Origin of the sequence: Rhodococcus sp. NPDC019647 (genome assembly GCF_044389235.1) — a bacterium.
Taxonomy (GTDB): domain Bacteria; phylum Actinomycetota; class Actinomycetes; order Mycobacteriales; family Mycobacteriaceae; genus Rhodococcus_F; species Rhodococcus_F oxybenzonivorans.
In genome coordinates, this window is record NZ_JBIRXS010000015.1 from 114,449 (window position 1) to 136,839 (window position 22,391).

Genomic DNA, 22,391 nt, shown 5'->3' on the forward strand with positions numbered 1-22,391 from the left:
TCCGGTCAGAACTATCGCGGATTCGAAACGCCGTGGGCACGTTCCGGTCGGTCGCCTCGTACTCGAATGCGACCCTCCACCAGACCGCCGGGCGGCTAGAACTGGGACCGTCTCGGCCCGACATGTCTGTACGAGTTCAGCCTCGAACTCGGTATCAGCAGTTCACGGTCGACCTTGGTATTGAGGCAGGCGCCGTGTCCACCACCCCTGACAGGCCTCTCAGATTCGGTGCGGTATTCCACCGAAGAGGGTGGCCCGGACGGCGTCGGCGGATGGTGCGGTGAGGACGGCGGCGAGCGGACCGTGCAGGAGTACCAGATCCGCGGGTGCGCCCGGACTGACGGTGCGGGGTCTGCCGCCCGGATCGTCCGCGGGTGTGAGGTATCGCGTCAATGCCTCTGCGGCTGTGATGCGTTCGGAGGCACCGGCTATTTCACCGGTCGGCGTCCGCCGGTTCACGGCGGCGGCGATCACCGCCCATGGGTCCGGTGGTCCGTACGGGGCGTCGCTCGAGAGAGCGACCGGGACGCCCCCCTCGATCAGTGACCGGCAGCGGTACAGGTCGGGGTGGTCGATCTCGTCGATGTCACGCAGATAGTCGTCGCCGCGGTGCGCGAGAAAGCCGGGCTGGGTGACGACGGTGAGTCCTCGTCGGCGGCGACCGTCGATCGTCTCCCCGGGAATGAGCGCGCCGTGTTCGATGCGGTCACCGGCCCACGTCCCGACGTCATCGAGAACCGCGAGCAGGAGAAGCAACGACTCCCGGGTCACGCAATGCACCGCCACCGCTCGGCCTCGGTCGTGGACGTCGCGGATCCGGTCGGCGAGGTCGTCGAGGTCGGGAAGTCCGGAGTCGGCGAGCACGATTTTGGAGGGGCCCACGGTGACTCGGGCCTGTTCTGGGGGGATGTCACTGTCGGGCGGTGCCCCGAGCAGGTGCACCCGCTGCGGCAAGCTGCCCTCCGAGACAGACGATTCGATCGCCGCGCGTGAGCGCGGGTCGAGGTCCGGGCTGGCGTCGGTGACACCCGTGATCCCCCACCGAGCGAGGGCAGCACCGACCGCATCGAGGCGCGGCGGAGCGGACGGCGGGAGCCGGTCCCGCAGCCAGGCGTCGGCGCGCCACACCCGGCCGGTGGGACGGCCGTCCGGGGTGCGCTCGATTCCCGGATGCGCCGCGTCGGCCAGGCGCACGGCGGCAACGGCAGCACCGTTGAGCACCCACATCGCGCCGCTGCGGTGCTGAACGCGCACCGGACGGGCCGAGTGGAGCCGGTCGAGGGCGTCGGCGTCGAGATCGCCCGCGACGGTCTCGATGTAGCCGACGCCGCGCACCCAGCCGTTGTCGTCGCCCGGCGCCCGCCCGAGCGTCTCCGCCAATGAGGCGGCGTCGCGGACAGCCGGCGGCCCGCAGCGCACGGACGCTGCGTCAGCGGCCATCGCATGGAGGTGCAGGTGATGGTCGTGCAGACCGGGGATCAGGGCACCGCCACCGGCGTCGATCATGTCCGCCGACGTCGTGGCCAGCATCGGTCCCACCGCCGTGATCCCGCCGTCGGAAATCGACACGTCGATCCCGGGAACGCCGTCGACCTCCGCGTTGCGGATCACGAGGTCAGTCATGGCGCCGCGATCCCCAACGACCGCAGGACGCCATTGGTGTCCACTCCGGATTCGGGAGCGCACCCGACCGGCACCCGGGCGCGCGGTTCGGCGATCGGCACGACACCCGATGCGGTCTCGACCACCCACCTGCCGTCACGCGGACTGGGTGTCGGCGCGGGGTCGTCCGTCAGCGTCGACGCGACCAGGTCCGACATCGACAGGTCCCAGAGCCGCCCCGAGCCGTCGGCGGGTGCGGACATCGCGAGTGCCGCGGCGGTAACCCCGGTCAGTGGGTCGGCGAGCGCGTCGCCGACGAAGACCGGACCACTCACATCACGCGCGACCAGTCCTGCGGTCGCGGACAGGTCGTCCCCGAAGCCGATCCGGTCGGAGGAGCGTCCGGCCGCGGTGATCGACACCCACGTCCCCCCGCGGTCGACAACCGCCATGGCGTCGAGCCCGAAGTTCGCCAGTGCGCGCGGGCGGGACGCCTCGATCACGATGTCGGCCGCGGCGACGAGTGCGGTCAGGGCTCGCCGCCCCTCGGTCGTGGTGGGGTCGAGTACCACCGATTCGTGGCCGGCATGGAGGAGCCGGTAGAACGCGGCGTTCCCGCGTCGCGCGCCGTCCGGGCGGTCCGGCGTCTCGACCTTCACCACGCGGGCTCCCGCGAGTCCGAGCAGATGGGCGCACAGCGGGCCGGCCCACAGGGCACTGAAGTCTATGACCAGCAATCCGTCGACGGGCCGAGGGTGCAGCGGCATCGGTGGGCGCGGGGGTGTTTCCGGCGGCGGGACCGGACCCGCGGCGACGCCCAACAAGGCCGCCCGCTGCGCCAACTCTGTGCCACCGTGGCGGCGAACCCAGTCGGCGACGACGGGCCAGGGTTCGTCCTCGTCCACGTCCTCGCTCACCAAGGCCCCGAGGAGCGCCGGATCGTCGGGGCGGGCACAGGAGACGGCGGCCCACCCGTCGGCGCTCCGGAGCAACCGGCAGCTGCCGCCGAGCGAGACGTCACCGCGGCGACGGAAACCGGTGAGCGCGGCCCGCTCCGACAGCAACCCGGCACCGTCGACTCCGATCCGCCGACCACCGAGGGCGCTGACGTCGGAGATCCAGGATGCCATCGCCCGCGCGACCGTCGCCGCCCGCCCGGGAGGGACGATCGGTGGGCCGCCGGCTCGGCCGGTGAGGGCTACTACTCCGCTTTCGGCCCAGTCCCGCACCGGATCCGGCACCGGGTATGCGAGCGGGGGCGGGATGAACACCGCTCGATCCTATGCTGCAAGCTGTGATCCGTGGATACCTCGCAGACCGTGATCACCCCACAGGACCTCCTGGACGGAGTGGCCGACACCCCGCTGCTCACAGCGGGTGCCCGGGTGGACACGCCACTGCTCCTGGTGGACCTCGATGTCGGGGTCGACGGGAATACTGCCGTCCGCGCCGCCGAGCGCGCACGGCGCACCGACCGCCTGCTGGTCGGGGTCCGCCGCACCCCGGGCCCCGTTCCCGAACCCATCGCCGACCTCGCCGTCGGCCTCGACACCACCCTCGCCACCGGTGCCGACCCGGCCGACAAGTGGGTCGTCAGCGTGGACGACCTGGACACCGCGCTCGCCGAACTGCACGGCGTCGTCGACGACAACGTGCACGCCGCGATGGTGCTCGGCCAGGTCCTGCGGCTGTCAGAAGATCTCCCGGTGCCCCAGGCGATCGACGTCGAGTCGCTGGCCTATTCCACGCTCCTCGGGACGCCGGGGTTTCGGCGGTGGCTCGAGCAACGTGGTCCGCGTCCGTTGCCGCCGCCGTCACCGCAGCAACCGGTGCTCGTGCGGCGCGACGCCGAGCGGCTACTGATCACACTCAATCGACCGGAACGCCGCAACGCCTACGGCGCCGAAGTTCGCGACGGGCTCGTGGAGGCGCTCAGGTTGGCCGTCGCGGACGACACGATCACCGCGATCGTGCTCGACGGGGCGGGTCCATCGTTCTCCGCGGGCGGCGACCTCGACGAGTTCGGCACCACCCCCGACCTCGCCACAGCGCACCTCATTCGCACCCGCGCCGGCGCCGGTCGGCTGGTATCACAGCTGGCCGATCACATTGAGGTCCGGGTGCACGGCAGCTGTGTCGGCGCCGGCATCGAGGTACCCGCATTCGCAGGCCGGATCGTGGCCGCGCCCGGCACCGTATTCCGCCTGCCGGAGGTGTCCATGGGGTTGATCCCCGGAGCCGGCGGCACCGTGAGCGTCCCCCGGCGGATCGGCCGATGGCGAGCATTCTGGCTCTGCGCCACCGGCGCCGCCCTCGACACCGACACCGCACTGGCATGGGGCCTCATCGACGAAACCGGCAACAACCCAAGCCCGCGCTAGAGGACTCACACCACCAGCCGCTCGCCCCAATTGCTCAGCCGCAACCGGATCAGGTCTCCAGAGCGAGTGCGGCAGTGTTTGCTCGGTGACCCAACCGTGGTCATCTGTTATGGCGAGACCGGCCGACATACGTTCACCCCCGCAGGTTCGCCGAATACGCGCACGATTGACTACTGATACCTCACGCTGGGTTACTCTTCGACGAATTGATTGCAAGGTGCAACTGGCGGCTTCCGCTGACAGTCGTCAAGAAAGTCACTAACGACAACAGGATTCATACTGATACGCGTGTGAGTGGCAATTCCGAGGGTTCGCACTCGACTCGACTTTCGCGGTTATGCGGCGGCTGCGGCGCAGGCCAGTTCGTAGTCGCGGATTATGTTGGGTCGAGCTGATCTGGGATCAGTAGCGGAAAATCGGGCGGCGATGAGGGTGCGGCGGAGCTTGGCGAGCATGTCCTCGAAGGCGGGTTCGGTCTTGCCGGGGTACCAGGGTTCGGCGGCGAGGCGGCCGACGAGGTCGTCCCGGTGGTAGCCGCAGGTGGCGTACCAGACGATGACGAGGGTCTGGACGAGGAACCCGAACGGCACGGTGCGTTCCACGGCGCGGGGAACCCGATTACGGGCCTGGCCGACGCCAAGCAGTTGTTTGGCGGTGGCGTTGGCCGGTTCGATGACCGTCGTCTTGCCCTCGTTCATCTGTGCGGCGGGCCCGGCGCTGCAGGGATCAGGGTGGCGACCACCGCCACGACCATCCCGACCGCGGCGATCTGGTTACCGAATGCTCCACCGGTCGGCGTAGCGTTCCACGATGCGCCCGGTGCCGGTGCCGGTGCCGTGCCGGTGCCGGTGTCGGTGGTGAACAGGGCGAGGTCGTAGCCGGTGCCGGTGCCCGGTTCGCGGACCAGCACCAGCCGGCCCGCCGCGTCTCCGAACGCGCCGTAGCACAGGCAGTCGCCCGCCGCGACCTCGACGGTGTCGGTGCGCCCGTAGCGGTGCACGGTGACGGTGCGCCAGGTCGCGGCCGCGGCCAGGTCGGCGAGCCCGCCGAGCCGGTCTCCCTTCTTGGCGGGCCGACCGCGCCGTCCGGTGCGCGGCGGCGCCGGGGCGTAGAGGGCGGCGTTGGTGGGGAGCCGGGTGGTGATCGTGGTGCCCGCAACCAGCAGCGCTCTGCCGTGGTAGGCGGCGTCGCCGACAGCGTGGATATGCCTGTCCGGGAACGCTTCCGCAAGCACGCTGAGCATCTTCCCGGCCAACTCGACCGCGGACGCGGTGCCATTGCCGGCCCAGAGGCGGAACAGGATCGGCAGGCACACCGGGTGAGCGTGGAACGGCAGTTCCACCACGATCCCGGCGATGATCCACCGATTGCCACGGCCGAGCTTGGCCGGTCCCTGGGCGGCGCCGTCATGGGTCCAGAACGCGTGATGGACCCTGCGGCCCCAGCGGCGGAAGAGGGTGTCGCCCACCGCGACGGTGATCGACGCGTCGGTGGGCAGCAACCGATCGACGACCAACCGCGCGACCGCGAGCCCGAGCCGATCCGGATCACAGACATGATGGGAGAAGAACCGGCACGCCGAGTGGAACGACACCAGCGCGGCCATCCCGGCGCCGGCGAGCATGCCGACCACCGTGCGCCGCGCGGTACGTGCGACCAGGCCGGTGGCCAGCAGCACGAACAGCCCGAACGTCGACGACCGAGCGAACACCGCGCGCAGCGTTTCCAGCAATATCCGCCACGAGGCAGGTAGGGTCAGGGCCTGAAGCATCGGTGAGGATTGCGAGTCCATCGCCGATGCTTCTCACGTTTCGGCTCGGAATCACGCAGACACGCCGACAACCCCACCAGAAACACAGACACCCTTAACCGAAGTTGCGGTGGTGTCTGCGGAGAGTTTTATGGGTTGACCTGACTTTTTGGCATTTGGTGGATGGGTTTGTTCTGTCGACGGCGCCCTCAGGTCAGGGTCACTGGGATCGGGGCGCCGACGAGATCGAACGCTCGTCGTTGCGTCGGGGTGGGTTCGGCCAGGGTCGCGATGACCGGTCCGTCGTCGCCGTAGCGGAGGTCGTTTCTGGTCAGTGTCGACAAATGTGCGAGCAGTCCCTGGTAGGAGTGCACGGGCAGATCATCGGCGGCGGTGGTGCGGCGGGCTGTCTTCGCCTTCGCGGCCGCGGAGATGGTGGCCGGGGCGACGGGGTCCTCGCGCCGTTGTGGGGGGTTCTCGCCAGTGAAGGTCAACGGCGCCAACGTGCTACGCAGATGCCAGGTCAGGTAGGCGGCGAGGAGGCAGATCAGGACGTGCGCTTGACTCGGTTTTCGCGGCGGTGGTGGATGGGCCGCAGGTCCAGGTCGATTGTCTTGAGGCTGCGGAAGTCTCGTTCGACGCGGGCCAGGTTCTTGTACGCCGTGATCACCCCTGGGGTGTCGAGTTCGTGCGGGGTGGCGGTGGTCCGGATCACGTAGAGACCGTCCAGGGCCGCTTCGGCGTCGATCCGCCCGGGGTTGCGGGTGGCGGTGAGGCTGGTGTCGGTGACGGTCAGGTCGAAGTGTTTGCCCATCTTGAATTTGCCGAGGACCTTCCCGACCCGGATACCGATCTTGTCCGCGCCGCGGCAGCGACCGGCCGCCACGGCGGCGATGATCGGTGCGAGTTCCGCCTCGGTCGCGGTGAGTAGTTCGCCGCGTTTGCGGGCGCGTTCGGCGGCGAGGAGCGGGTTGCGGCACGCGACCAGTCGTTCCCCGGGGTAGTCGGGGTGTGAGATCTCGGCGAAGTTCTGCTCTCGAACAGCAACCTCTGCAGCGGCCCGGTATCGGCGGCGAGTGCGGCGATCTGCGGTGCCCGCAGTGCGGTGAGCCAGCCGATGCCGCCGAGTTCGGCCAGGGCGGTGATGCGGGCGGAGGTGATCATCCCGCGGTCGCCGACCATCAGTATGTTCTCGAGGCCGAAGGTGTCTTTCACCGCGGTCACCGCGTGGGTGAAGGCGGTGGGGTCGGCGGTGTTGCCGGGGAGTACCCGGATCGCGACCGGTCGGCCTTCGGGGTCGGTGAGGAGGCCGTATTCGATTTGTTCGCAACTCTTTTTGCCGTCTCGGGAGTATCCGCGGGCGGCGAGTTCGCAGTGTCGACCGGTCACCCAGGATGAGGACAGGCCGAACATCGCCATCCGTGAGGGGTTGACCTTTGGGTCCAGGTGCCGCGTGGCCAGCTTCTTTTCGATGGCGGTCTGACGACCTGTCAGCCAGTCCATCACCGCGTAGACCTCGTCGGTGCCGGCGTCGGTGACGCCGAGGTCGCAGGCGAGGGTGGTGTCGGGCCACCAGGAGATGGTCGCCAGCTTCGACGCCGGGGCCACGGTGCGGGCCAGAATCAACGCCATCGCGAATCGAGCGACTTGTACAGCAGCTGCCACGAATCGACCGGGAGCGGCACACTCAGCGCCGTCGCGGACACCGGCCGCGACCGCAGGATCGTCCCGTCAGGCTGCGACTCGTAGCCGACCGGAGCCTGGTAGAACGGGTCCTCGGACGGTGCCGGCATCTCGCCCACCGCAGTTCCAGCAGCTGTAACCAGAACCACGCTCACGACCGCCGGGACCGGTGTCCACCGAATTGCCCACACGAGACGCTCCCTTCGGGGCCACGCTTCACACAAACTGTCGGCTTCGACGCCGCCTATAGAGAATGCTCTCGTTCGAACGGTACGACCGGACGCCACTTCTTCGGTGTCGCAATACTACGTGCATGGCTGGAGCCGTTGGGAGTCCTGCATTGTGGACCTCATGCATGGCCGCCGCCAGCCACAAGGATGAGGACCTTGAGCGCATCGTCGGCACAGGCCTGCGAACCAGTGATACCAAAGTATACAGGCGAGTACGACACAGGACGGCTTGCTCAATTCCGCCTGTCGCGGACGCTCCCCGGCACAATGTGGTTCCTCCGCCTCAGGCGGCCGCGACCGCGTCTGCCTTCGGCGCCGGCGCGCGATCCGGCTCGGGGGTACCGGTCGGCCGGGGCATGAATTTGCTCGCGCCGTTCACCGCCAGGGTGCACAGCGTCATGGTGAGTACCGTTGCTGCCCATACTATTCCGGCAGATATTTCGGCCTCGTCGAGATGCAGCGCGATGATGATTGGAGCGCCTAGGCCGAAGTTCGCACCGAACATTGTGACGGGGAAGACCGCTAAGAGGCCGATGAGGCCCCACTTGGTGGACACTCGCCGCCAGAGCTGCACCGCCAGCACGGTGAACAGCACAACCTGGGTTCCCTCGAGTACGCCGATGACCAACGGATAGTTCCAGATCCGCAGTTCGTACGGGCCGTAATAGGTATAGACATTCGTGCCGGTACCGATGATCTCGAATACGCACGAGGTGATGATCTCGGCACCCCAGATCAGGAACAGATGCTTGCGTCGCAGGCTCCCCTCGTACATGCGGCGGCCCGCGTAGAGGCAGGCGCTCGCGTACAGGATGATGTAGCCGCTATGTGTCCAGTTCGGCTGAACGACGCCGAACGCAGTGAAGTGGGAGTACATCGCTCCCGGCTCGCCGTTGTGGACGTCGTAGAACCAGAGGTCGAAAGCTACATCGTAGAGCGGTTCGGCGAAGGCCGCGATACCGGCCGCCAGACATGCCAGCAGATAGAAGGGCGTCCGCTGCCGGACGCACATTCGGAAGGCGATGGCCAGCATTATGGCGACTATGGCCCAACTCAGCCAGGTGAAGATACTCTGCCAAATCATGTCGAGTTCATGCTGCATGACCTCGGATGGCATGCGCCCCATAGCTGCTCCTAGTCCAACATCTTTGTACGAACCGCCACTGCCTGTTCGGTATGGGCCAACGATCCTTTGAGGCTAGGTCGGCAACGCGATGTCGCGCATCTCCCCGGGGGGGTACGGGAATCACACTTTGGGGGTAGGCGTTGGTCGCCGTGGGAAGGCCCAATGCCGGGGGACTCGACCGGGAGGGACGAGAATTGAGGGTCGAGGAACGCTTCGCCCGGGATCGGCTTTCGGGTCGAGCAGTCCCGGAGTTAGAGTCAACCACCATGAGTGATACACGAATTCGTCTCCGTGTGAGCGACAGCGGTGTAGCGATTGTCACGATGGTCCGTGCCGACAAGCACAATGCGTTGGACAAGGCTATGTTCGAGGGTTTGCTCGAGGCCGCGGATCACCTCGCGACAGATCGCACGGTGAGAGCGGTTGTGCTTCATGGCGAGGGGCGCAGCTTTTGTTCGGGTTTGGATATTTCGAGTTTTCTTGCTGATTCAGCGGGAGGCATCGACGCCCTGTTCGTCCGGGAGGATGGGCGACTTGCTAATTTCGCCCAGCGTGCGGCGTATGACTGGTCGGGAGTTCCTGTGCCGGTGATCGCCGCGATCACGGGAAGCTGCTTCGGTGGCGGTATGCAGATCGCGCTCGGCGCTGACATTCGAATCGCTGCGCCTGACGCCCGGTTGTCCCTGATGGAGGTCAAGTGGGGACTGGTGCCGGACATGGCTATCACTCAGTCCCTACCACGTGTTATGCGCATCGACGTGGCGAAGGAACTCACTTTTACCGGCCGTATCGTCTCGGGCTTGGAGGCGAGTTCGTTGGGGTTGGTCACTCGGACGTCGGAGGACCCGCTCAGTGCAGCACTCGAATTGGCTGATGAGGTCGCCGGGAAGTCGCCGGATGCGATCCGGGCGGCCAAGCGGCTCTACGATGAGACCTGGAGTGGCGGTGACACGGCGGATGCGCTGGCCCTGGAGTCCGGGCTTCAATTGGGACTGTTGGGTACACCGAACCAGGTCGCCGCTGTCGCTGCGGGCGTCTCAGGGCGCGCCCCCACGTTCACCGACCCGGCATGAATCACGTTCTATTGAAGCGTGATCGGCGCTTCGGACGTACTGGAGGAGCCCCGATCTAGGTGTCCGCCCGATAGCCCACCGCGTTCAATGCAATGGCACCATATTTCTGCGCGACGGCATGGGGTTTGGGCGGACACTCGACATACCAGCCGGGAATGGCATCACACATGTCGAGCAATGCCCTTGTGGTGAGCACGGGATCCGCGACGGTGAATAGCCCGCGCCTGCGCCCCTCTCGCACGATCCCGAGGAGCAGACGTTCGATCCCCGTTCGCACACGCTCGAAGCGGTCGCGATTCGGTGCGCTGAGGAACCGAATATCCGGCTCCAACGCCACCATCCGGGGGCTGATGAGGGTTTCGAGGAGTATCGATTCGACCACATAGGGCAGTCGGACCTCCGGCTTGTCCCCGCCCTCGTCCCGCGCGGCGTACGCGCGGGAGAGGACGTCCTTGGTCGCACACTCCAGCAGAGCCGTGAAGATGCCTTCCTTGTTCCCGTGATGGTAGTACAGCGTGGGCATCGTCACGCCTGCGCGTTGAGATATCTCTCGCACCGTCGTTCCGTGAAACCCGTTTTCGTGGAAGGCGTCCAGGGCTCCGCGGAGAATGGGTGACAATGCTGGTTCCGCCACATATCGCCAATCCGGTTCGTCGAGTACCGCTGTTGCCTCGTCGACTATTGCTGACGGTACTCGTCGCCGTGAAGCCATCGGTCCTGCCTGTGTCGCTCGTCCGTCGATCTGGGCTGTCGCGGTTTCCTACAGTGGGGGGAGGTGACCTCTGACGAGTAACCATGCAATCGCGGTGACGAGGTTCTGGATCGGGTCAACCAGGTCGATGATCATGTTATCTCTCTTCTTCGTGGGTGATCGGGTCGGTCCGCGCTAGTCGACCGCGTACATCTCGTCCGTGATGACGGCCGGAAATTCTTCTGTCAGTGCGGTTGATTCGAAGCTTTCCTGGATCGCGAGCTGGGCACTGAAGGGCAGGGTGTCCATGATCTCGCGCACCCTTTCTTGCCTGCGGGCGACGGCTTGGCGGAATGGCATGCCGGGGGTGGCCTTCATCTGCGGGACGATGCCCTCGACGTCGTCGACACCACCGGCGTGGTGACCGGCGTCGACCATGGCCTGCTCTGCGGCCATCTGCGCGTCGTCCTTCTCCTCGGACATGCCGATCGGGCCGATCATGGTGCCGTTGAGGAACTGCTTGACCACCGGTTCCTCGCTGGTGAGTAGCACCTCACGGGGCCCGAACATCACCAGTTGGCGGCGGAAGAGCATGCCGATGTTGTCCGGCACCGTGCGGGCGAGGTTGATGTTGTGCGAGACGATCAGGATCGTCGCATCGATCTCGGCGTTGATGTCGATCAACGTCTGGGAGATGTAGGTGGTGCGGACCGGGTCCAGGCCGGAGTCCGGCTCGTCGACCAGGATGATCTGCGGGTCCAGTACGAGGGCCCGGGCCAGGCCGGCGCGCTTGCGCATGCCTCCGGAGATTTCGCCGGGCAGTTTCGTTTCGGCGCCGATCAGTCCGGTCAGTTCGAGCTTTTCCATGACGATCTTGCGGATCTCGGATTCGCTCTTCTTGGTGTGCTCGCGCAGCGGGAAGGCGACGTTGTCGTAGAGGTTCATCGACCCGAACAGGGCACCGTCCTGGAACAGCACGCCGAACAGCTTGCGGATCTCGTAGAGCTCCTTGGTCGAGCACTCCAGGATGTCGGTACCGTCGATCACGATCGATCCTTGCTCCGGGCGGAGCAGACCGATCAGCGACTTCAGGAAGACCGACTTACCGGTACCCGACGGGCCCAGCAGCGCGCTGACCTCGCCGGGCGGAAGCGTCAGCGACACGTCCTGCCAAATCTTCTGCGATCCGAAGGATTTCGTCAGATTGGTGACCGCTACCTCGACACCCATTGTTTTCCTCACTCTCACGGCCTAGGGAGTTGGTGCTACGCAGCGGTGGCCACTATCCGCTGCAGTATTGGTCAGAACAACGGCTCGAATCGGCTGATCAACCAGGTCTCGTCGACGCGGGTAAGTCCGACCCGAATTGCATTCTGTGACTGCGTCGTTTCGGGACTGCTTGCCGTCGTGGTGCTCTGATTGATGTAGACGAGAACCGATGCTTGGTCTGCGGACACCGATTCGACCGCAGAGCCTGCTGCGGACGCCTGCATCGTTACCTGCTTGTCTTTTGCCGTCGGCGCGACCACATCTTTCGCCAGCTTTGTGTATGTTTCGAGGAAATCGCCGGTCAGCACGCCGCGTGCGGCGTCCAGATCCTGATCGACGGTGTCGGGCTTGTACGACAACAGCGCTACGGCGCCGTCGGAAGCGACCTGCGTCACGGACCCGTGCGCTGCCACGACGTCCTGGTCGCCGGCGCGTTGGACGAAGAATTGGACGAGGACGAGGACGAGGATTGCACCGAGCGGGATCATCGCTGCGGCGGTCATGCCGAGTCGGCGCCGACCATGGGTCGGCCCCTCCGTATCGGAGGTCCTGACCACTGATCCGGCGATGTTGTCGGCGTATGTGCGCCGCTGTCCCCGATGGAGGGGCCAGAACCGCCCGATGAGGAACAAGATCCCGTCGACGGGCAGGCACCCTACCCGGATCGTTGCACGGACGATGCCGATCGGAGCTCCCGCGGTGGTGGATACAGTGCGGAGGCCCTCGAGGTACTTGCCGGCGGTTCGCCCGGTGCGCCCCTGGCAGATGATGCTGTTGGCGACGATGAAGAGCCCGGACACGGCCACGATGCCCCAACACAGGACGGCCCATACCTGCCCCGCCAGAATTTGGGACAGCACCCCTGCAGATGCCGCCGCGGCGAGTGGCGGGCACATGTCGACTGCCAGTGCCCGGGCGCGGCGCACAAGAGATGCTCCCTGCTCCCCCGCGCTGTCGCGCTCGGGTTCTGCGTTCTCTTCTTTCACCTGGGTATCGATGTTCAGTGTCGTCATTGGACGAATCCCACCTTCGACAATTTGAGTTGCCCGTCGACGTCGACAACGTCCACGCGCAGCTGGTACTCCTGTGGCTCGATCGTCGCCGTCATACCGGGATCACCGCCCGACGGCTGGGCCTGATCTCCCGCCGCTCCAGTGGCGGGGTCAGCGGAACCGGGCCCGGCGAGCGGTACGTTGCCGTCCGCCGACGCAGCCACCAGAACAGTGGTGCTGCCGTCGTCATTTCGTCGCTCGATGCCGGATTCGACGGCATGGCCGACGGTGACGTTGCCCGCTGCTTTCATGGTGTCGAGAACGGTCTGTTTGCGGGCGTCGAAGTCGTCGTGCCACTGGCCGGCTGCGTTATCGAGGATGCGTTGCACGTAGGCGTCGGGATCGTCTTTGCTCGTCGAGATAAGCTGCACAACTGCGTCTTCAGCGAAATGCATCAGGGCCTGGTCCGCCGAATCGCGTTGTTCGACCTCGCGGTGATCCCACCATGCCTTGATACCGGAGGCGGATCCGGCGAGGGAGGTCACAATGAGGAACGCGACCGCGGCGCGGTAGATCGTTGTATCCCGGCGCCCTTGCGACGCACCACGCCGTCTTGCCGGACGCTGCGGCTGCTCGTCGGCAGCCGGGTCTGGGGAATCGTCCGGCGGACGTGGTTCTGCCGCTTTCGCGGCGCGCTCGGCGGCAGCGAGTGCGGCCTCCGCGGCCGCGCGGGCTTCGATTGCGCGAGCGCGCAGGGTCGTGGTGTCGTCGTCGATCCGCGATCGTGACGTGTTGGTGGATGTTTTCGTCATCCCAGCCTCCTTGGACGTTTCAGCACGGGCATCTCACAGGGGCTCGAGTCGGGAGATGAGCCACTGATCGCCGGATGCCTCCAGCCGGACTCGTACACTGCTGAAGAGGTACGTCGGATCCGGTTTCGCGGCGCTGGCCGTGGTGCCGCGGAGGAAGACGAGTACCACCGCGGAGTCGGAGTCTGCTGAAACCACCGACGTTCCGCTCGCTTCCCAATGCGTCTCGACCTGACCTTGCTTCGCCTGCGGGATTATGGTCTCGGTGGTCAGCTTTGTGTACGACTCCAAGAATTCGCCGGTCAGATGACTTTTGGCCTGGGCGACGTCGTCCTCGACGGTGGGCGCCTTGTAGGTCAGCACCCCTGCGGTCAGTTCACCGGCCTTCTCGGCAACAGCGGCCCGTGTCCGTTCGGTGTGTTCGCCGGAGACGGTGAGGTGCAGGTGTGCCACGGCGGCGAAGGTTGCCGTCGAAGAGGCCAGGAGCGCCACCGCAACCAGTGTGCGCGTGCGCCGCCCTCGGATGGTCAGGGAGTGGGCGAACGCGGCCTCACTGCGGTAGGTCAGAGCGCCGGTGACGAGGACAACGAGTGTGCCCGCAACGATGAACCAGAGGGGGAACTCGAGAACTGCGCCGGTGGCCACGACGGCGCCGAGTGCGACCGCGGTGAGTCCGCATCTGAGGAATACGGCTTGCCTGGCGGTGGCCGGCTTCGGTGCGGCCGCGGCGCGCGGTTCCTGTGTCGGTTCCGCTGCGGCATGTTTGTTCTCGAGTTCACAGGTCATGGCACGACCTCCACTTTTGACAGTTTGTAGGACCCGTCGACATCGACGATGCCGACTCGTAGACGCCAGGTTCGTGGCTCGTCCTTGGCGCCGGCGGCGTTGCTTACCTTCGACACCGCCGATACCAGGACGGTCGTGCTGCCGTCGTCGTTTCGGCCCTCGATGCCGGCACCGAGAATTTCGCCGCTCGACTCGGTCTTCGACTCGGCGATGGCGGAGACGAACTGATCTTTTGTGCCTTCGAACTCGGTGAGCCACGATCCGGTCGCGTCGTTGATGATGCGATCCGCGCCGGCCGCGGGATCCTGCGAGCTCGGGGAGATCAGGTTGAGGACTGACTGCCGGGCAGCGCCGAGCATGGCCAGATCCTGATCGCGGGCGTCCTGGCTGTCCTGGTGGGCGTGTGCGAGGGCCCCCGCGGCCACCAACAAGCCCACCAGAACGACCGCGAACAGCGCCGTCGCGAGGGTGTTCCATCGGCGGGCACCTGGCCTGCGGCGCCGCGGATCGTGGCGGACGGCTGGTACGTCGCCGGTATCGCCTGCTTCCTGTGCGGCGGCCGCGGCTTCCGCTGCCTCGGCCGCTTCGACGGCCGCCTCGGCAGCCTGCCGTGCGTCGAGTGCGGCGCGGACGGCGGCGACATCCGACACGGTGTCGGATTTACGTCGGAGCATCAGTGGCCTCCTGTCAGAATCGCCTGTACGGGAGATGTTTCACCGTGCGCAGATCCCGTGCGGCTGAGCTCTGTTTGCGTGTATGTTCTGCCGTCGCGGCCCTGATACTGGCCGGACCGTGGGTTGTAACTTGCCGACCCGATCTGGGGGGCGGCCGGCTCCTGGGTGTGGGACGCGGGGGCGGCGGAGTTGCCGGTGGTCGGTGTCGGGTCCCCTACCCAGGGGTTGGTTCCCGACGAGGTGTACGGCTCGTCGCTCTTGCAGATCTCGACGGTGGGGGCGCGTTTGCCGGGGTTGTCCATGCACGGCAGGTTCCGTGCGCCGCGCACGGCGACCGACGAGTCCTGCGGCACCGCGCAGAAGATCGGGTCGGATGTGCGCGTCGGTGCGTCGACGGCAGAGCCGTCGCGCCGTTCCGAGGCGGGAAGGAACCCGGTTGTGCAGGGCGGGGGTGCGTTCAGATTCAGGTTGAAGTCGAGGAATGCGCCGTTGGACGTTCCCTGGTCGGGGACGTTGATCGTCTTGAGGGCGCTGACGCTGGCGGGCAGCAGGACCAGCAGCTGTTCCAGCGATTGATTGTAGGTGACCGCGACCTGACCGAGACTGGTCAGGTTGGCCGCCAGCAGTGGGGCGGTGGGGTGCAGTTGCTGGAAAAGTGCACTGGCCTCACTCGCCGCTGCGGGGCTGGTTTCCAGGATGTGCCGGACGTGCTGGTCGTTCGCGTCGGCCTGTTGGACGGTGCCCGCCAGGTTGGCCACCCACTCGCGGATCGCGGGGCTGCTGACCTTTTGGGAGTCCAGAAATGGTGCCGCGTCGTTGATCAACGTGGTGGTGGCGTCGGCGTCGGTGTAGGCCTGGTCCAGTACCCGGTCGGATCCGTTGAGGATCCGTTGCAGTGAGGGGCCGGACCCCTCGAAGGCGGTGTGTGTCTCGTCGATCAGTGCGCTCAGCTGTTGCTGCGGGATCGAGGTGAGGCTGGCGTTGAGGGTGTCGATCATCGGTCCGATGTCTTGCGGCACACTCGCTTGGCTCGCTGGTACGACCGCCCCATCCTCGAGGAACGGTCCCTCGAGCGAGCTGGGAACGAAGTCGAGGTACTGTTCGCCGATCGCGGACCTGCTGTGCACCTGGGCTTCGGCTGAGACCGGAATGCGGACCGAGCTATCGAGATTCAGCGTTGCACGTGCCCCGCCGGCGGTGGGGGTGACATCGGTGACGGTACCGATGGTCGACCCGCGATAGGTGACGTTCGCGCTGCTGTACAGCCCACCACTCGTCGGAAGTTCGACAGCGACCGAGTAGCGCCCGATGCCCACCAGCGCGGGCAACCGCATGTACACGACACTCATCGTGGTCAGGGCAATCACGGTGAGGACGGCGAAGATGATCAGCTGAATCTTGACGAATTTCGACAGAATCATCGGGTACCCCTCATCGCAACGTTGTCGAGTCCCGCCGTCAGCGGGTTCTTCGTCGAGACCGCCGGAATTCGACCCTCCGTACGACCAAGGGCGGTTTCGGCATTGGTGAGCGACCCCTCGAGGGGTGTCCCCTGCAGTAGTCCTCGGTCGAGGCGACCCATGGTGAGATCGACGGTGGCGGAGAGGTTACCGGCGTCGCCCTTGAAGAACTTCGGAATGTTTTCCAGCGGCCACGGATACGTGGGAAGCAGACCCAGTGCCTGGGTGAGGTCGGAACCGGAGTTGCCGAGTTCGCGCAATACCGGCTCGAGCTCACGGACGTTGCCCTGTACGTCTTCCGAGCTCGCCGTGACAACCCGGTTCGCCGAGTCGGCGAAGTTTCCGACGGAGGTCACCGTGTCGGTGAGCTTCCTCTGCTGTTCGTCAAGGATGGCCAGCGCGGGCGGGATGCGTTCGAGCGCGCCGGCCAGTACGGCGTTCTGCTGGTCGACGGTCGAGGCAAGGCGATCGAGGCCTTCGGCGGCGGTGATGATGTCATCGCGCTGTTCGTTGAGACTGCCGCTGAACGTATCGGCTTGATTGAGAAGGTCACGGACTTCTCCCTCGTGCCCGGACAGCCCAGCGTTGAGTTCACCACTGATTTCCTGGATCTGTGCGAGGCCGCCGCCGTTCAGCACGGTCGACACCGACGCGAGTGTCTGTTCCGTGGTCGGATAGGTGCTGGCGTTGTCGATCGGGATCGTGTCGCCGTCGCGGAGTTCGCCCGCGGGTGGTTCCGTCAATGGTGGTGCCAGTTCGATGTGCAGCGAACCGAGCAAACTGGTCTGCCCCACCTTCGCTGTCGCGTTGCCGGGGAGGTGGACGTCGGACTCGAGTGAGACCGTAACGACGGCGTGCCATCCGGCGAGCTGCACGTCGTCGACGTTGCCTACCGTGACATCGCCGACGCGTACCCGACTGTTCCGCTGGATCGACGTCACGTTCGGCATCTCGATCTTGACGGTGTACGAGCCGTCTTCGGAACCGGCGGTTCCTGGCAGTGGCAGGGAATTGGCGCCTTGCCAGTCACAACCCGACACCGTGAGGGTGAATCCGCCGACGAGTGCCACGATGGCACCTCGGGTGAATTTGTTGTTGGCCATTATCGCCCACCTCCAGCGTTCGCGGGTGCCGGGATCCCGAGCAGCCCTGCCAGTCCGGCGGGTGCGCCGACGGGCTCGACAGCTGCGGGAGCAGGCACCGTACCGCGCAGCCATTCTTCGCTGTAGTCGATCTGCTCGGGTCTGACCTGCTTGCCGGCCACCGGGTTGATTCCGACCGGTGGGTAGTTCATCTGCACGAGCTGCAATACCGGTGCGAGCTGTTGGACACACAGTTTCGCCGCCTCGGCCGCACCCAGCTGGCTTGCCGCCTGGATTGCGCCGCAGATGAACTGCACCGGGTTCTGAAGCTGGGTGACAGCCAGCGCGCCGGTGAAGGACCCGTGTGCGGGTTCGTAGATGTTGTAGAAGTTCTGGATTGCCGTCGGACCGACGTGCAGAAGTTGCTCGATGTCGGGCCGAATCTCGTTCAACGACGTTGTCACGGTGGCGAGGTCGCTCACCGATTTGCTGAGCCCGTCGCGGTTGTCTTTCACAAACTGCCCCAGCCGGCTGGTCATCGCATCGATGTTCTGCAATGCGGTCGCCAGTTCCTGATCGGAGTTGTCGAGCACCGACGACACCGAGGCGACGTTCTGATTCAGCTCGACGATTTGATCGTCGCTGGCGGCGAGTGCGGTCATGAATGCCTGCAGGTTGCGCACGGTGGCGAAGAGATCGTCGCGGCCGTCCGACATCGTCGACATGGCATCGGAGAGCTTGGTCAAGGTCGAATTGATGTCGTCACCCTTGCCGGCCAACGACTCGGCTGCCGTGTCGACGAAGTCGCCGAGAGAGCCGGCCTTGTTGGCCTCGGTCGGGCCGATCGATTCGGCGAGATGCTGCAGCTGTTCCCGAAGGTCGTCCCATTCCACTGGCACAGCGGTGCGTTCGATCGGGATCTGTCCGCCGTCACTCAGTTCGGGGCCGCCGGTGTACGCGGGTGTCAGTTGGATCGCACGTGAGGAGATCAGACTCTGTGACAGTACCGCCGCTTTGGCCTGCTGAGGGACCTTGTAGTCGGCGTCGTAGTGGAACCCCACCCGCATCCGCTCGCCGTCGGGATCTATGGAATCGATCACCCCGACGTCGACGCCGAGGATCTTGACCTTGTCCCCGACGTACAGGCCGTTGGTGTTCTCGAAGTACGCGACCGCGGACCGCGTGGTGACTCGGTCATACGCGCGCCATGCGAGGCCGAGTGTTCCGGCCACGAGTAGGACGACGACGGTCAGGATTATGGTTCGCTGTCGGGTCGATCCGCGTGTCATCAAAGACGCGAACATGGTCATCCTCCCAATCCGGGTAGCGGCGGAAGTCCAGGTAGCTGCGGTAGTGGCGGCAGCTGAGGCAGGCCGGGCAGTGCGGGTGGTCCGGGCTGGGCCGGAGCGGCTGCGGGAGCGGGAGCGGCGGGGTCGCCGGGTTGGACGGGGCAGGTGCTCGGATCGGGAAGCGGCGTGGTGTGGCCGGGCGGGGTCAGCCCCGGGGCCGCGTTGTGTCCACATGTCACCGGGAACTGGTTTTGCCCGTTGAGCGTGCCGGGGTTGACGCCTTGCTCCCGGAATGCGGCGTCGATGAAGGGCTGCAGGAACTGGCCGGGAAGCAGATTCATGACGTAGGCCTTGAAGAACGGGCCGGAGGCCACCGATTCACCGAGCGAGGTGATGTATTGGCTTGCCGGCAGGATCGCCTTCTTCACATCGTCCTTACGTTCGTTCAAAAGTGCTGTCACACTGTTGAGTTGATCGAGTACCGGCCGGAGTTGGGCTTCGTTGTCATCGACCAGCGACGCCACCTGAGCGGTGACGGCGGACAGGTTCACCAGGAGCGTGTCGATCGCCTGTCGGCGCTGATCGAGCGCGGTGAAGAGTGTGTTGCTGTCGAGGAGCAGCTTGTTGATCTGTTCGCTGCGGCCGCCGAGGACCTTGGTCAGTGATTCCGCGTTGTGGAACAGGTCCTTGACCATCTGATCGCGGGTGCCCACGGTGTCCGAGAGCCGGGAGACCCCGTCGAGCGCGGCACTGAGGTTCGGTGCGGTCTGATCAAGGGTTTGGCTGAGGGTGTCCAGTGCGTTGGTGACCTGGTCGGTGTCCAAGTTGCTCACGGTGGTGGACAGGTCGCCGAGCGCATCGGTCAGGAGATAGGGGGTGGAGGTGTGCTCGAGCGGGATCGGCTGATCGGGTGAGAGCGCCTTGTCCCCCTTCGGCGTGACCTGCAGGAACTTTCGTCCCAGCACGGTCAGTGTCTTGATCGATACCTCGGAGTCCACGCCCAGAGGTGGGCCGTCCACACTGAATGCGATCCGAACCTTGTCGCCGTCGAGGTCGATGTCCTCGACATCGCCGACATGGACGCCGGAGAGGAACACCTTGTCGCCGGTCTCGAGCCCGCCTGTGTCACCGACGTATGCGGTGTAGGTCACCGACGAGCTCAGCGTGGAGGCGATGCGGTCGAAGTTGACCGAGATCAGCACCAGGGCCGCGACCACCAGGACGCCGATCAGACCGGTGCGTACTGTGTTCGTTTTCTGTGTTCGGCTCACTGTGCTGTACACCTTCCTGCCCGCTGTCCGATGATCGGGATGAGGGCGGGATTACCGTCAGGGCCATTGACTTTCAATGTGACATCGCAGAGGTAGAACGTGAAGAAGTCGCCGTAGAGTCCGAGTCGGGCGAGGCGACCGTACGCATCGGGGAGCGTATTGAGCGCCCAGTTGACGTAGTCCTTGTCTGCATTGATGTTGCCGGCGACTCGTCCGATCTCGGTGACGTCGTTCCTGATCGCCGGGCGGGCGTTCACCAGGAGGTCGGCGACGGAGGCGGACGCGTCGTTGACGCGGACGAGGGCGTCGCCGATCGGGTCGGACTGCTCGGAGAGTCCACTGATGACTTGCTGCAGTTTGTCGATACCTTCGTCGAACTGTTTGTTGTGTTCGTCGACCGTGCCGAGGAGCCGGTTGAGGTTGTCGATCACCGAGCCGATCAGCTGATCACGGTCGGCCAGTGCGGAGGTCAGTTCGCCGGATTGTTTCAGGAAGTCCGATACCGTTCCGCCCTGTCCTTGCAGAACATTCACCAGTGAGGTCGAGAGCTTGTTGACCTGATCGGGGTCCAGTGCTTTGAACAGTGGCCGGAAGCCGTTGATCAGGGCATCGAGATCCAGCGCGGCCATCGTGCGATCTGCCGGGATGGTCGAGTCCTCGGGCTGTGTGGTGTTGGACCCGGGGCTGTCGAGCAGTTCGAGGTAGTGGGCTCCGATGAGGTTCTCGTACCGCACGGCGAGCTTGGTGGATTCGGTGAACGGCACGGCCTTGGTGAGCGAGAACTCGACCAGGGCGGTGGCCTCGTCGACGATCTCGACGGACTTCACCTTCCCGACTTCGACGCCGGCGACCCGCACGAACTCGTCCGACTTCAAACCGGATGCGTCAGCGAAGGCGGCCTTGTAGGTGCGTTCGCTGCCGAACCGCACCTGGGAGAAGACCACGACGACCGCGGCGGTGAAGAGCACCATGATCACCGCGAAGAGGGCCAAACGTGCAATGGTTCCAGTGATTTTCATTAGCGTGCAGGCCCTCCCACGATATTCCCGAACAGATAGTCGACGAAGAATGGAGAACCCAGACGGGGGCTGGTCGCATCGGCGATCGATGCGCCGGTGTCGGTGACCAGCACGGGCGACGGGTACATGTCTTTGGTGATCATCGGATAGCACCCCGGTTGCCCGCCCGGACCGCCGGATGCCTCGACCTTCGGCAGGTTCTCTGGGTAGCGATACGGGTCGTCGCCGGGAAGGAACCCGACATCGAGGTCGAGAGAGTAGCCGGTATTGTCACCGAACGAGTTCGACAAGACGTCGCGGGTGTCGACCGATTGCTGGAGTAGACAGGTGATTTCGGGGCTGTACTTGGACAGAAGGCCTGATGTCGGCAGCAGTAGCCGCATGGAATCGACCAGCCCGCGCTCGAGGTCATTGGTCAGCGCCGCGCCGTCGTTGCCGAAGTTCACCGCTGCGGTCAGCGTCGAATCGAGCTGTTCCTCGCGCTCGACGACCGAATCCGACGTTGCGGAAGCAAATTTCAGTAAGTCCATCAGGGTGGGCGCGACATCGGCGTAGGTGTTGACGACGGTGGACGTGTCACGGAGATCGCTCTGCAGTTGCGGCAGAACCGGGTTGAGTCGGACGAGTACCGAATCGGCCTTGACCATGGTGTCGCCCAGCTGCTCCCCCCGGCCGCGCAGACCCTCGGCGACCGCGCCGAGTGCCGAGTTCAGCTTCGCCGGGTCGACGTGGTGCATCACCGACGTCAAGTTCTCGAATACGGTGTTGATCTCCGTCGTGACGTTGCCCGACCGGACCTCACTTCCCGCGGCGAGCTGACCCTGCCCTGAGGCGCTGGTCAGCGCGACATACTTGGCGCCGAACGCCGTCGTCGCTTTGATCTCGGCGGTGGTGTCGGCCGAGAGCAGGTCGAAGCGTGCCGAATCGATATCGAGGCTCAGCCGCGAGGTACCGGCCACCTGCTGGACTTCCTTGACCCTGCCGATCTCGACACCATTGAGTTGGACCTTGGCCCCGGGTTCCATCACCAGGCCGGACCTTTCGGCGACGACAGTCAACGGAACGGTTTCCTCGAAGGCCCCGCGGAATGTCTGCATGCACAGCACCAGGGCCGTGACGACGCCGACCAGCATCGCGGCGCCGGCGACCCGGAGCGGTGGCTGTTTGTAGTGTGATTTGTTGCGTGTTCCCATCAGCGCGTTCC

23 protein-coding genes are annotated in these 22,391 nt (G+C 65.6%); 2 read left to right on the forward strand and 21 right to left on the reverse strand.

Features of this window, described 5'->3' with window-relative positions; genetic code table 11:
- Positions 1–219 precede the first annotated feature (219 nt).
- Positions 220–1,623 (reverse strand): amidohydrolase family protein, encoded by a 1,404-nt coding sequence (locus tag ACH49N_RS24180; protein ID WP_358274985.1) that lies wholly within the window; start codon positions 1,621–1,623, stop codon positions 220–222.
- Positions 1,620–2,873: a CoA transferase gene (locus ACH49N_RS24185; RefSeq protein ID WP_358274987.1), complete on the reverse strand. Its 1,254-nt coding sequence runs from the start codon at positions 2,871–2,873 to the stop codon at positions 1,620–1,622. Before ACH49N_RS24185 ends, ACH49N_RS24180 begins: the two co-directional genes overlap by 4 nt.
- A 30-nt stretch (positions 2,874–2,903) precedes the next feature.
- On the opposite strand from ACH49N_RS24185, the gene ACH49N_RS24190 reads away from it, so the two are divergent.
- Positions 2,904–3,983: an enoyl-CoA hydratase/isomerase family protein gene (locus ACH49N_RS24190; protein ID WP_358274989.1), complete on the forward strand. Its 1,080-nt coding sequence runs from the start codon at positions 2,904–2,906 to the stop codon at positions 3,981–3,983.
- A gap of 335 nt (positions 3,984–4,318) precedes the next feature.
- On the opposite strand, the gene ACH49N_RS24195 is transcribed toward ACH49N_RS24190, so the two are convergent.
- The 7 genes from ACH49N_RS24195 to ACH49N_RS24225 form a co-directional block, all read right to left on the reverse strand.
- Positions 4,319–4,681 carry a hypothetical protein gene (locus ACH49N_RS24195; protein WP_043793413.1) on the reverse strand — a complete coding sequence of 121 codons (363 nt, stop codon included), beginning with the start codon at positions 4,679–4,681 and terminating at the stop codon, positions 4,319–4,321.
- Positions 4,678–5,775 (reverse strand): transposase, encoded by a 1,098-nt coding sequence (locus ACH49N_RS24200; protein WP_358274990.1) that lies wholly within the window; start codon positions 5,773–5,775, stop codon positions 4,678–4,680. The genes ACH49N_RS24195 and ACH49N_RS24200 overlap by 4 nt, the downstream gene beginning before the upstream one ends.
- A 167-nt stretch (positions 5,776–5,942) precedes the next feature.
- Positions 5,943–6,227: a hypothetical protein gene (locus ACH49N_RS24205; protein WP_358274992.1), complete on the reverse strand. Its 285-nt coding sequence runs from the start codon at positions 6,225–6,227 to the stop codon at positions 5,943–5,945.
- A gap of 53 nt (positions 6,228–6,280) precedes the next feature.
- Entirely contained in the window at positions 6,281–6,547 is a 267-nt protein-coding gene (locus ACH49N_RS24210) for a hypothetical protein (protein ID WP_358274994.1), read from the reverse strand.
- Positions 6,526–7,398: a transposase gene (locus ACH49N_RS24215; RefSeq protein ID WP_358274995.1), complete on the reverse strand. Its 873-nt coding sequence runs from the start codon at positions 7,396–7,398 to the stop codon at positions 6,526–6,528. Before ACH49N_RS24215 ends, ACH49N_RS24210 begins: the two co-directional genes overlap by 22 nt.
- Positions 7,356–7,607, reverse strand: a complete 252-nt coding sequence (locus tag ACH49N_RS24220; RefSeq protein WP_358274997.1) for a hypothetical protein — start codon at positions 7,605–7,607, stop codon at positions 7,356–7,358. The genes ACH49N_RS24215 and ACH49N_RS24220 overlap by 43 nt, the downstream gene beginning before the upstream one ends.
- Before the next feature lie 322 nt (positions 7,608–7,929).
- Positions 7,930–8,772, reverse strand: a complete 843-nt coding sequence (locus ACH49N_RS24225) for a hypothetical protein (protein ID WP_358274999.1) — start codon at positions 8,770–8,772, stop codon at positions 7,930–7,932.
- A 266-nt stretch (positions 8,773–9,038) separates the two neighbouring features.
- On the opposite strand from ACH49N_RS24225, the gene ACH49N_RS24230 reads away from it, so the two are divergent.
- Positions 9,039–9,845 carry a crotonase/enoyl-CoA hydratase family protein gene (locus ACH49N_RS24230; RefSeq protein ID WP_358275001.1) on the forward strand — a complete coding sequence of 269 codons (807 nt, stop codon included), beginning with the start codon at positions 9,039–9,041 and terminating at the stop codon, positions 9,843–9,845.
- 55 nt (positions 9,846–9,900) lie between these two features.
- Here the strand turns inward: ACH49N_RS24230 and ACH49N_RS24235 are convergent, their stop codons facing one another.
- The 12 genes from ACH49N_RS24235 to ACH49N_RS24290 all read right to left on the reverse strand — a co-directional run bounded on the left by ACH49N_RS24235 (position 9,901) and on the right by ACH49N_RS24290 (position 22,380).
- Complete coding sequence (locus tag ACH49N_RS24235; protein WP_358275002.1) at positions 9,901–10,557, reverse strand: TetR/AcrR family transcriptional regulator; 657 nt, start codon at positions 10,555–10,557, stop codon at positions 9,901–9,903.
- Between the two features lie 174 nt (positions 10,558–10,731).
- Positions 10,732–11,766, reverse strand: coding sequence for an ABC transporter ATP-binding protein (locus ACH49N_RS24240; RefSeq protein ID WP_005573104.1), 1,035 nt, complete (start codon positions 11,764–11,766; stop codon positions 10,732–10,734).
- Positions 11,767–11,837: 71 nt separating this feature from the next.
- Complete coding sequence (locus ACH49N_RS24245; RefSeq protein ID WP_159928990.1) at positions 11,838–12,818, reverse strand: RDD family protein; 981 nt, start codon at positions 12,816–12,818, stop codon at positions 11,838–11,840.
- Entirely contained in the window at positions 12,815–13,609 is a 795-nt protein-coding gene (locus ACH49N_RS24250) for a hypothetical protein (protein WP_358275004.1), read from the reverse strand. The genes ACH49N_RS24245 and ACH49N_RS24250 overlap by 4 nt, the downstream gene beginning before the upstream one ends.
- Before the next feature lie 33 nt (positions 13,610–13,642).
- Positions 13,643–14,392, reverse strand: a complete 750-nt coding sequence (locus ACH49N_RS24255; protein WP_159928988.1) for a hypothetical protein — start codon at positions 14,390–14,392, stop codon at positions 13,643–13,645.
- A complete protein-coding gene (locus ACH49N_RS24260; RefSeq protein WP_358275005.1) occupies positions 14,389–15,066 on the reverse strand; it encodes a hypothetical protein in 678 nt (225 codons plus the stop codon). The genes ACH49N_RS24255 and ACH49N_RS24260 overlap by 4 nt, the downstream gene beginning before the upstream one ends.
- Positions 15,066–16,487: an MlaD family protein gene (locus ACH49N_RS24265; protein ID WP_358275007.1), complete on the reverse strand. Its 1,422-nt coding sequence runs from the start codon at positions 16,485–16,487 to the stop codon at positions 15,066–15,068. The genes ACH49N_RS24260 and ACH49N_RS24265 overlap by 1 nt, the downstream gene beginning before the upstream one ends.
- Entirely contained in the window at positions 16,484–17,629 is a 1,146-nt protein-coding gene (locus ACH49N_RS24270; RefSeq protein WP_159928985.1) for an MCE family protein, read from the reverse strand. The genes ACH49N_RS24265 and ACH49N_RS24270 overlap by 4 nt, the downstream gene beginning before the upstream one ends.
- The gene (locus tag ACH49N_RS24275; protein ID WP_358275009.1) at positions 17,629–18,918 is read right to left on the reverse strand and encodes an MCE family protein; all 1,290 of its coding nucleotides are present in this window, start codon (positions 18,916–18,918) and stop codon (positions 17,629–17,631) included. Before ACH49N_RS24275 ends, ACH49N_RS24270 begins: the two co-directional genes overlap by 1 nt.
- The gene (locus ACH49N_RS24280) at positions 18,915–20,168 is read right to left on the reverse strand and encodes an MCE family protein (RefSeq protein WP_358275011.1); all 1,254 of its coding nucleotides are present in this window, start codon (positions 20,166–20,168) and stop codon (positions 18,915–18,917) included. The genes ACH49N_RS24275 and ACH49N_RS24280 overlap by 4 nt, the downstream gene beginning before the upstream one ends.
- Entirely contained in the window at positions 20,165–21,187 is a 1,023-nt protein-coding gene (locus tag ACH49N_RS24285; protein WP_358275013.1) for an MCE family protein, read from the reverse strand. Before ACH49N_RS24285 ends, ACH49N_RS24280 begins: the two co-directional genes overlap by 4 nt.
- Positions 21,187–22,380, reverse strand: coding sequence for an MCE family protein (locus ACH49N_RS24290; protein ID WP_358275014.1), 1,194 nt, complete (start codon positions 22,378–22,380; stop codon positions 21,187–21,189). Before ACH49N_RS24290 ends, ACH49N_RS24285 begins: the two co-directional genes overlap by 1 nt.
- Between the last annotated feature and the right edge of the window lie 11 nt (positions 22,381–22,391).

What these genes read in the sequence shown, in the direction of transcription:
- ACH49N_RS24180 (WP_358274985.1), bottom strand. Translation starts at nt 1,623, where the DNA reads ATGACTGACCTCGTGATCCGCAACGCGGAGGTCGACGGCGTTCCCGGG.
- ACH49N_RS24195 (WP_043793413.1), bottom strand. Translation starts at nt 4,681, where the DNA reads ATGAACGAGGGCAAGACGACGGTCATCGAACCGGCCAACGCCACCGCC.
- ACH49N_RS24200 (WP_358274990.1), bottom strand. Translation starts at nt 5,775, where the DNA reads ATGGACTCGCAATCCTCACCGATGCTTCAGGCCCTGACCCTACCTGCC.
- ACH49N_RS24210 (WP_358274994.1), bottom strand. Translation starts at nt 6,547, where the DNA reads ATGGGCAAACACTTCGACCTGACCGTCACCGACACCAGCCTCACCGCC.
- ACH49N_RS24225 (WP_358274999.1), bottom strand. Translation starts at nt 8,772, where the DNA reads ATGGGGCGCATGCCATCCGAGGTCATGCAGCATGAACTCGACATGATT.
- ACH49N_RS24230 (WP_358275001.1), top strand. Translation starts at nt 9,039, where the DNA reads ATGAGTGATACACGAATTCGTCTCCGTGTGAGCGACAGCGGTGTAGCG.
- ACH49N_RS24235 (WP_358275002.1), bottom strand. Translation starts at nt 10,557, where the DNA reads ATGGCTTCACGGCGACGAGTACCGTCAGCAATAGTCGACGAGGCAACA.
- ACH49N_RS24240 (WP_005573104.1), bottom strand. Translation starts at nt 11,766, where the DNA reads ATGGGTGTCGAGGTAGCGGTCACCAATCTGACGAAATCCTTCGGATCG.
- ACH49N_RS24245 (WP_159928990.1), bottom strand. Translation starts at nt 12,818, where the DNA reads ATGACGACACTGAACATCGATACCCAGGTGAAAGAAGAGAACGCAGAA.
- ACH49N_RS24250 (WP_358275004.1), bottom strand. Translation starts at nt 13,609, where the DNA reads ATGACGAAAACATCCACCAACACGTCACGATCGCGGATCGACGACGAC.
- ACH49N_RS24255 (WP_159928988.1), bottom strand. Translation starts at nt 14,392, where the DNA reads ATGACCTGTGAACTCGAGAACAAACATGCCGCAGCGGAACCGACACAG.
- ACH49N_RS24260 (WP_358275005.1), bottom strand. Translation starts at nt 15,066, where the DNA reads ATGCTCCGACGTAAATCCGACACCGTGTCGGATGTCGCCGCCGTCCGC.
- ACH49N_RS24265 (WP_358275007.1), bottom strand. Translation starts at nt 16,487, where the DNA reads ATGATTCTGTCGAAATTCGTCAAGATTCAGCTGATCATCTTCGCCGTC.
- ACH49N_RS24270 (WP_159928985.1), bottom strand. Translation starts at nt 17,629, where the DNA reads ATGGCCAACAACAAATTCACCCGAGGTGCCATCGTGGCACTCGTCGGC.
- ACH49N_RS24275 (WP_358275009.1), bottom strand. Translation starts at nt 18,918, where the DNA reads ATGACCATGTTCGCGTCTTTGATGACACGCGGATCGACCCGACAGCGA.
- ACH49N_RS24285 (WP_358275013.1), bottom strand. Translation starts at nt 21,187, where the DNA reads ATGAAAATCACTGGAACCATTGCACGTTTGGCCCTCTTCGCGGTGATC.
- ACH49N_RS24290 (WP_358275014.1), bottom strand. Translation starts at nt 22,380, where the DNA reads ATGGGAACACGCAACAAATCACACTACAAACAGCCACCGCTCCGGGTC.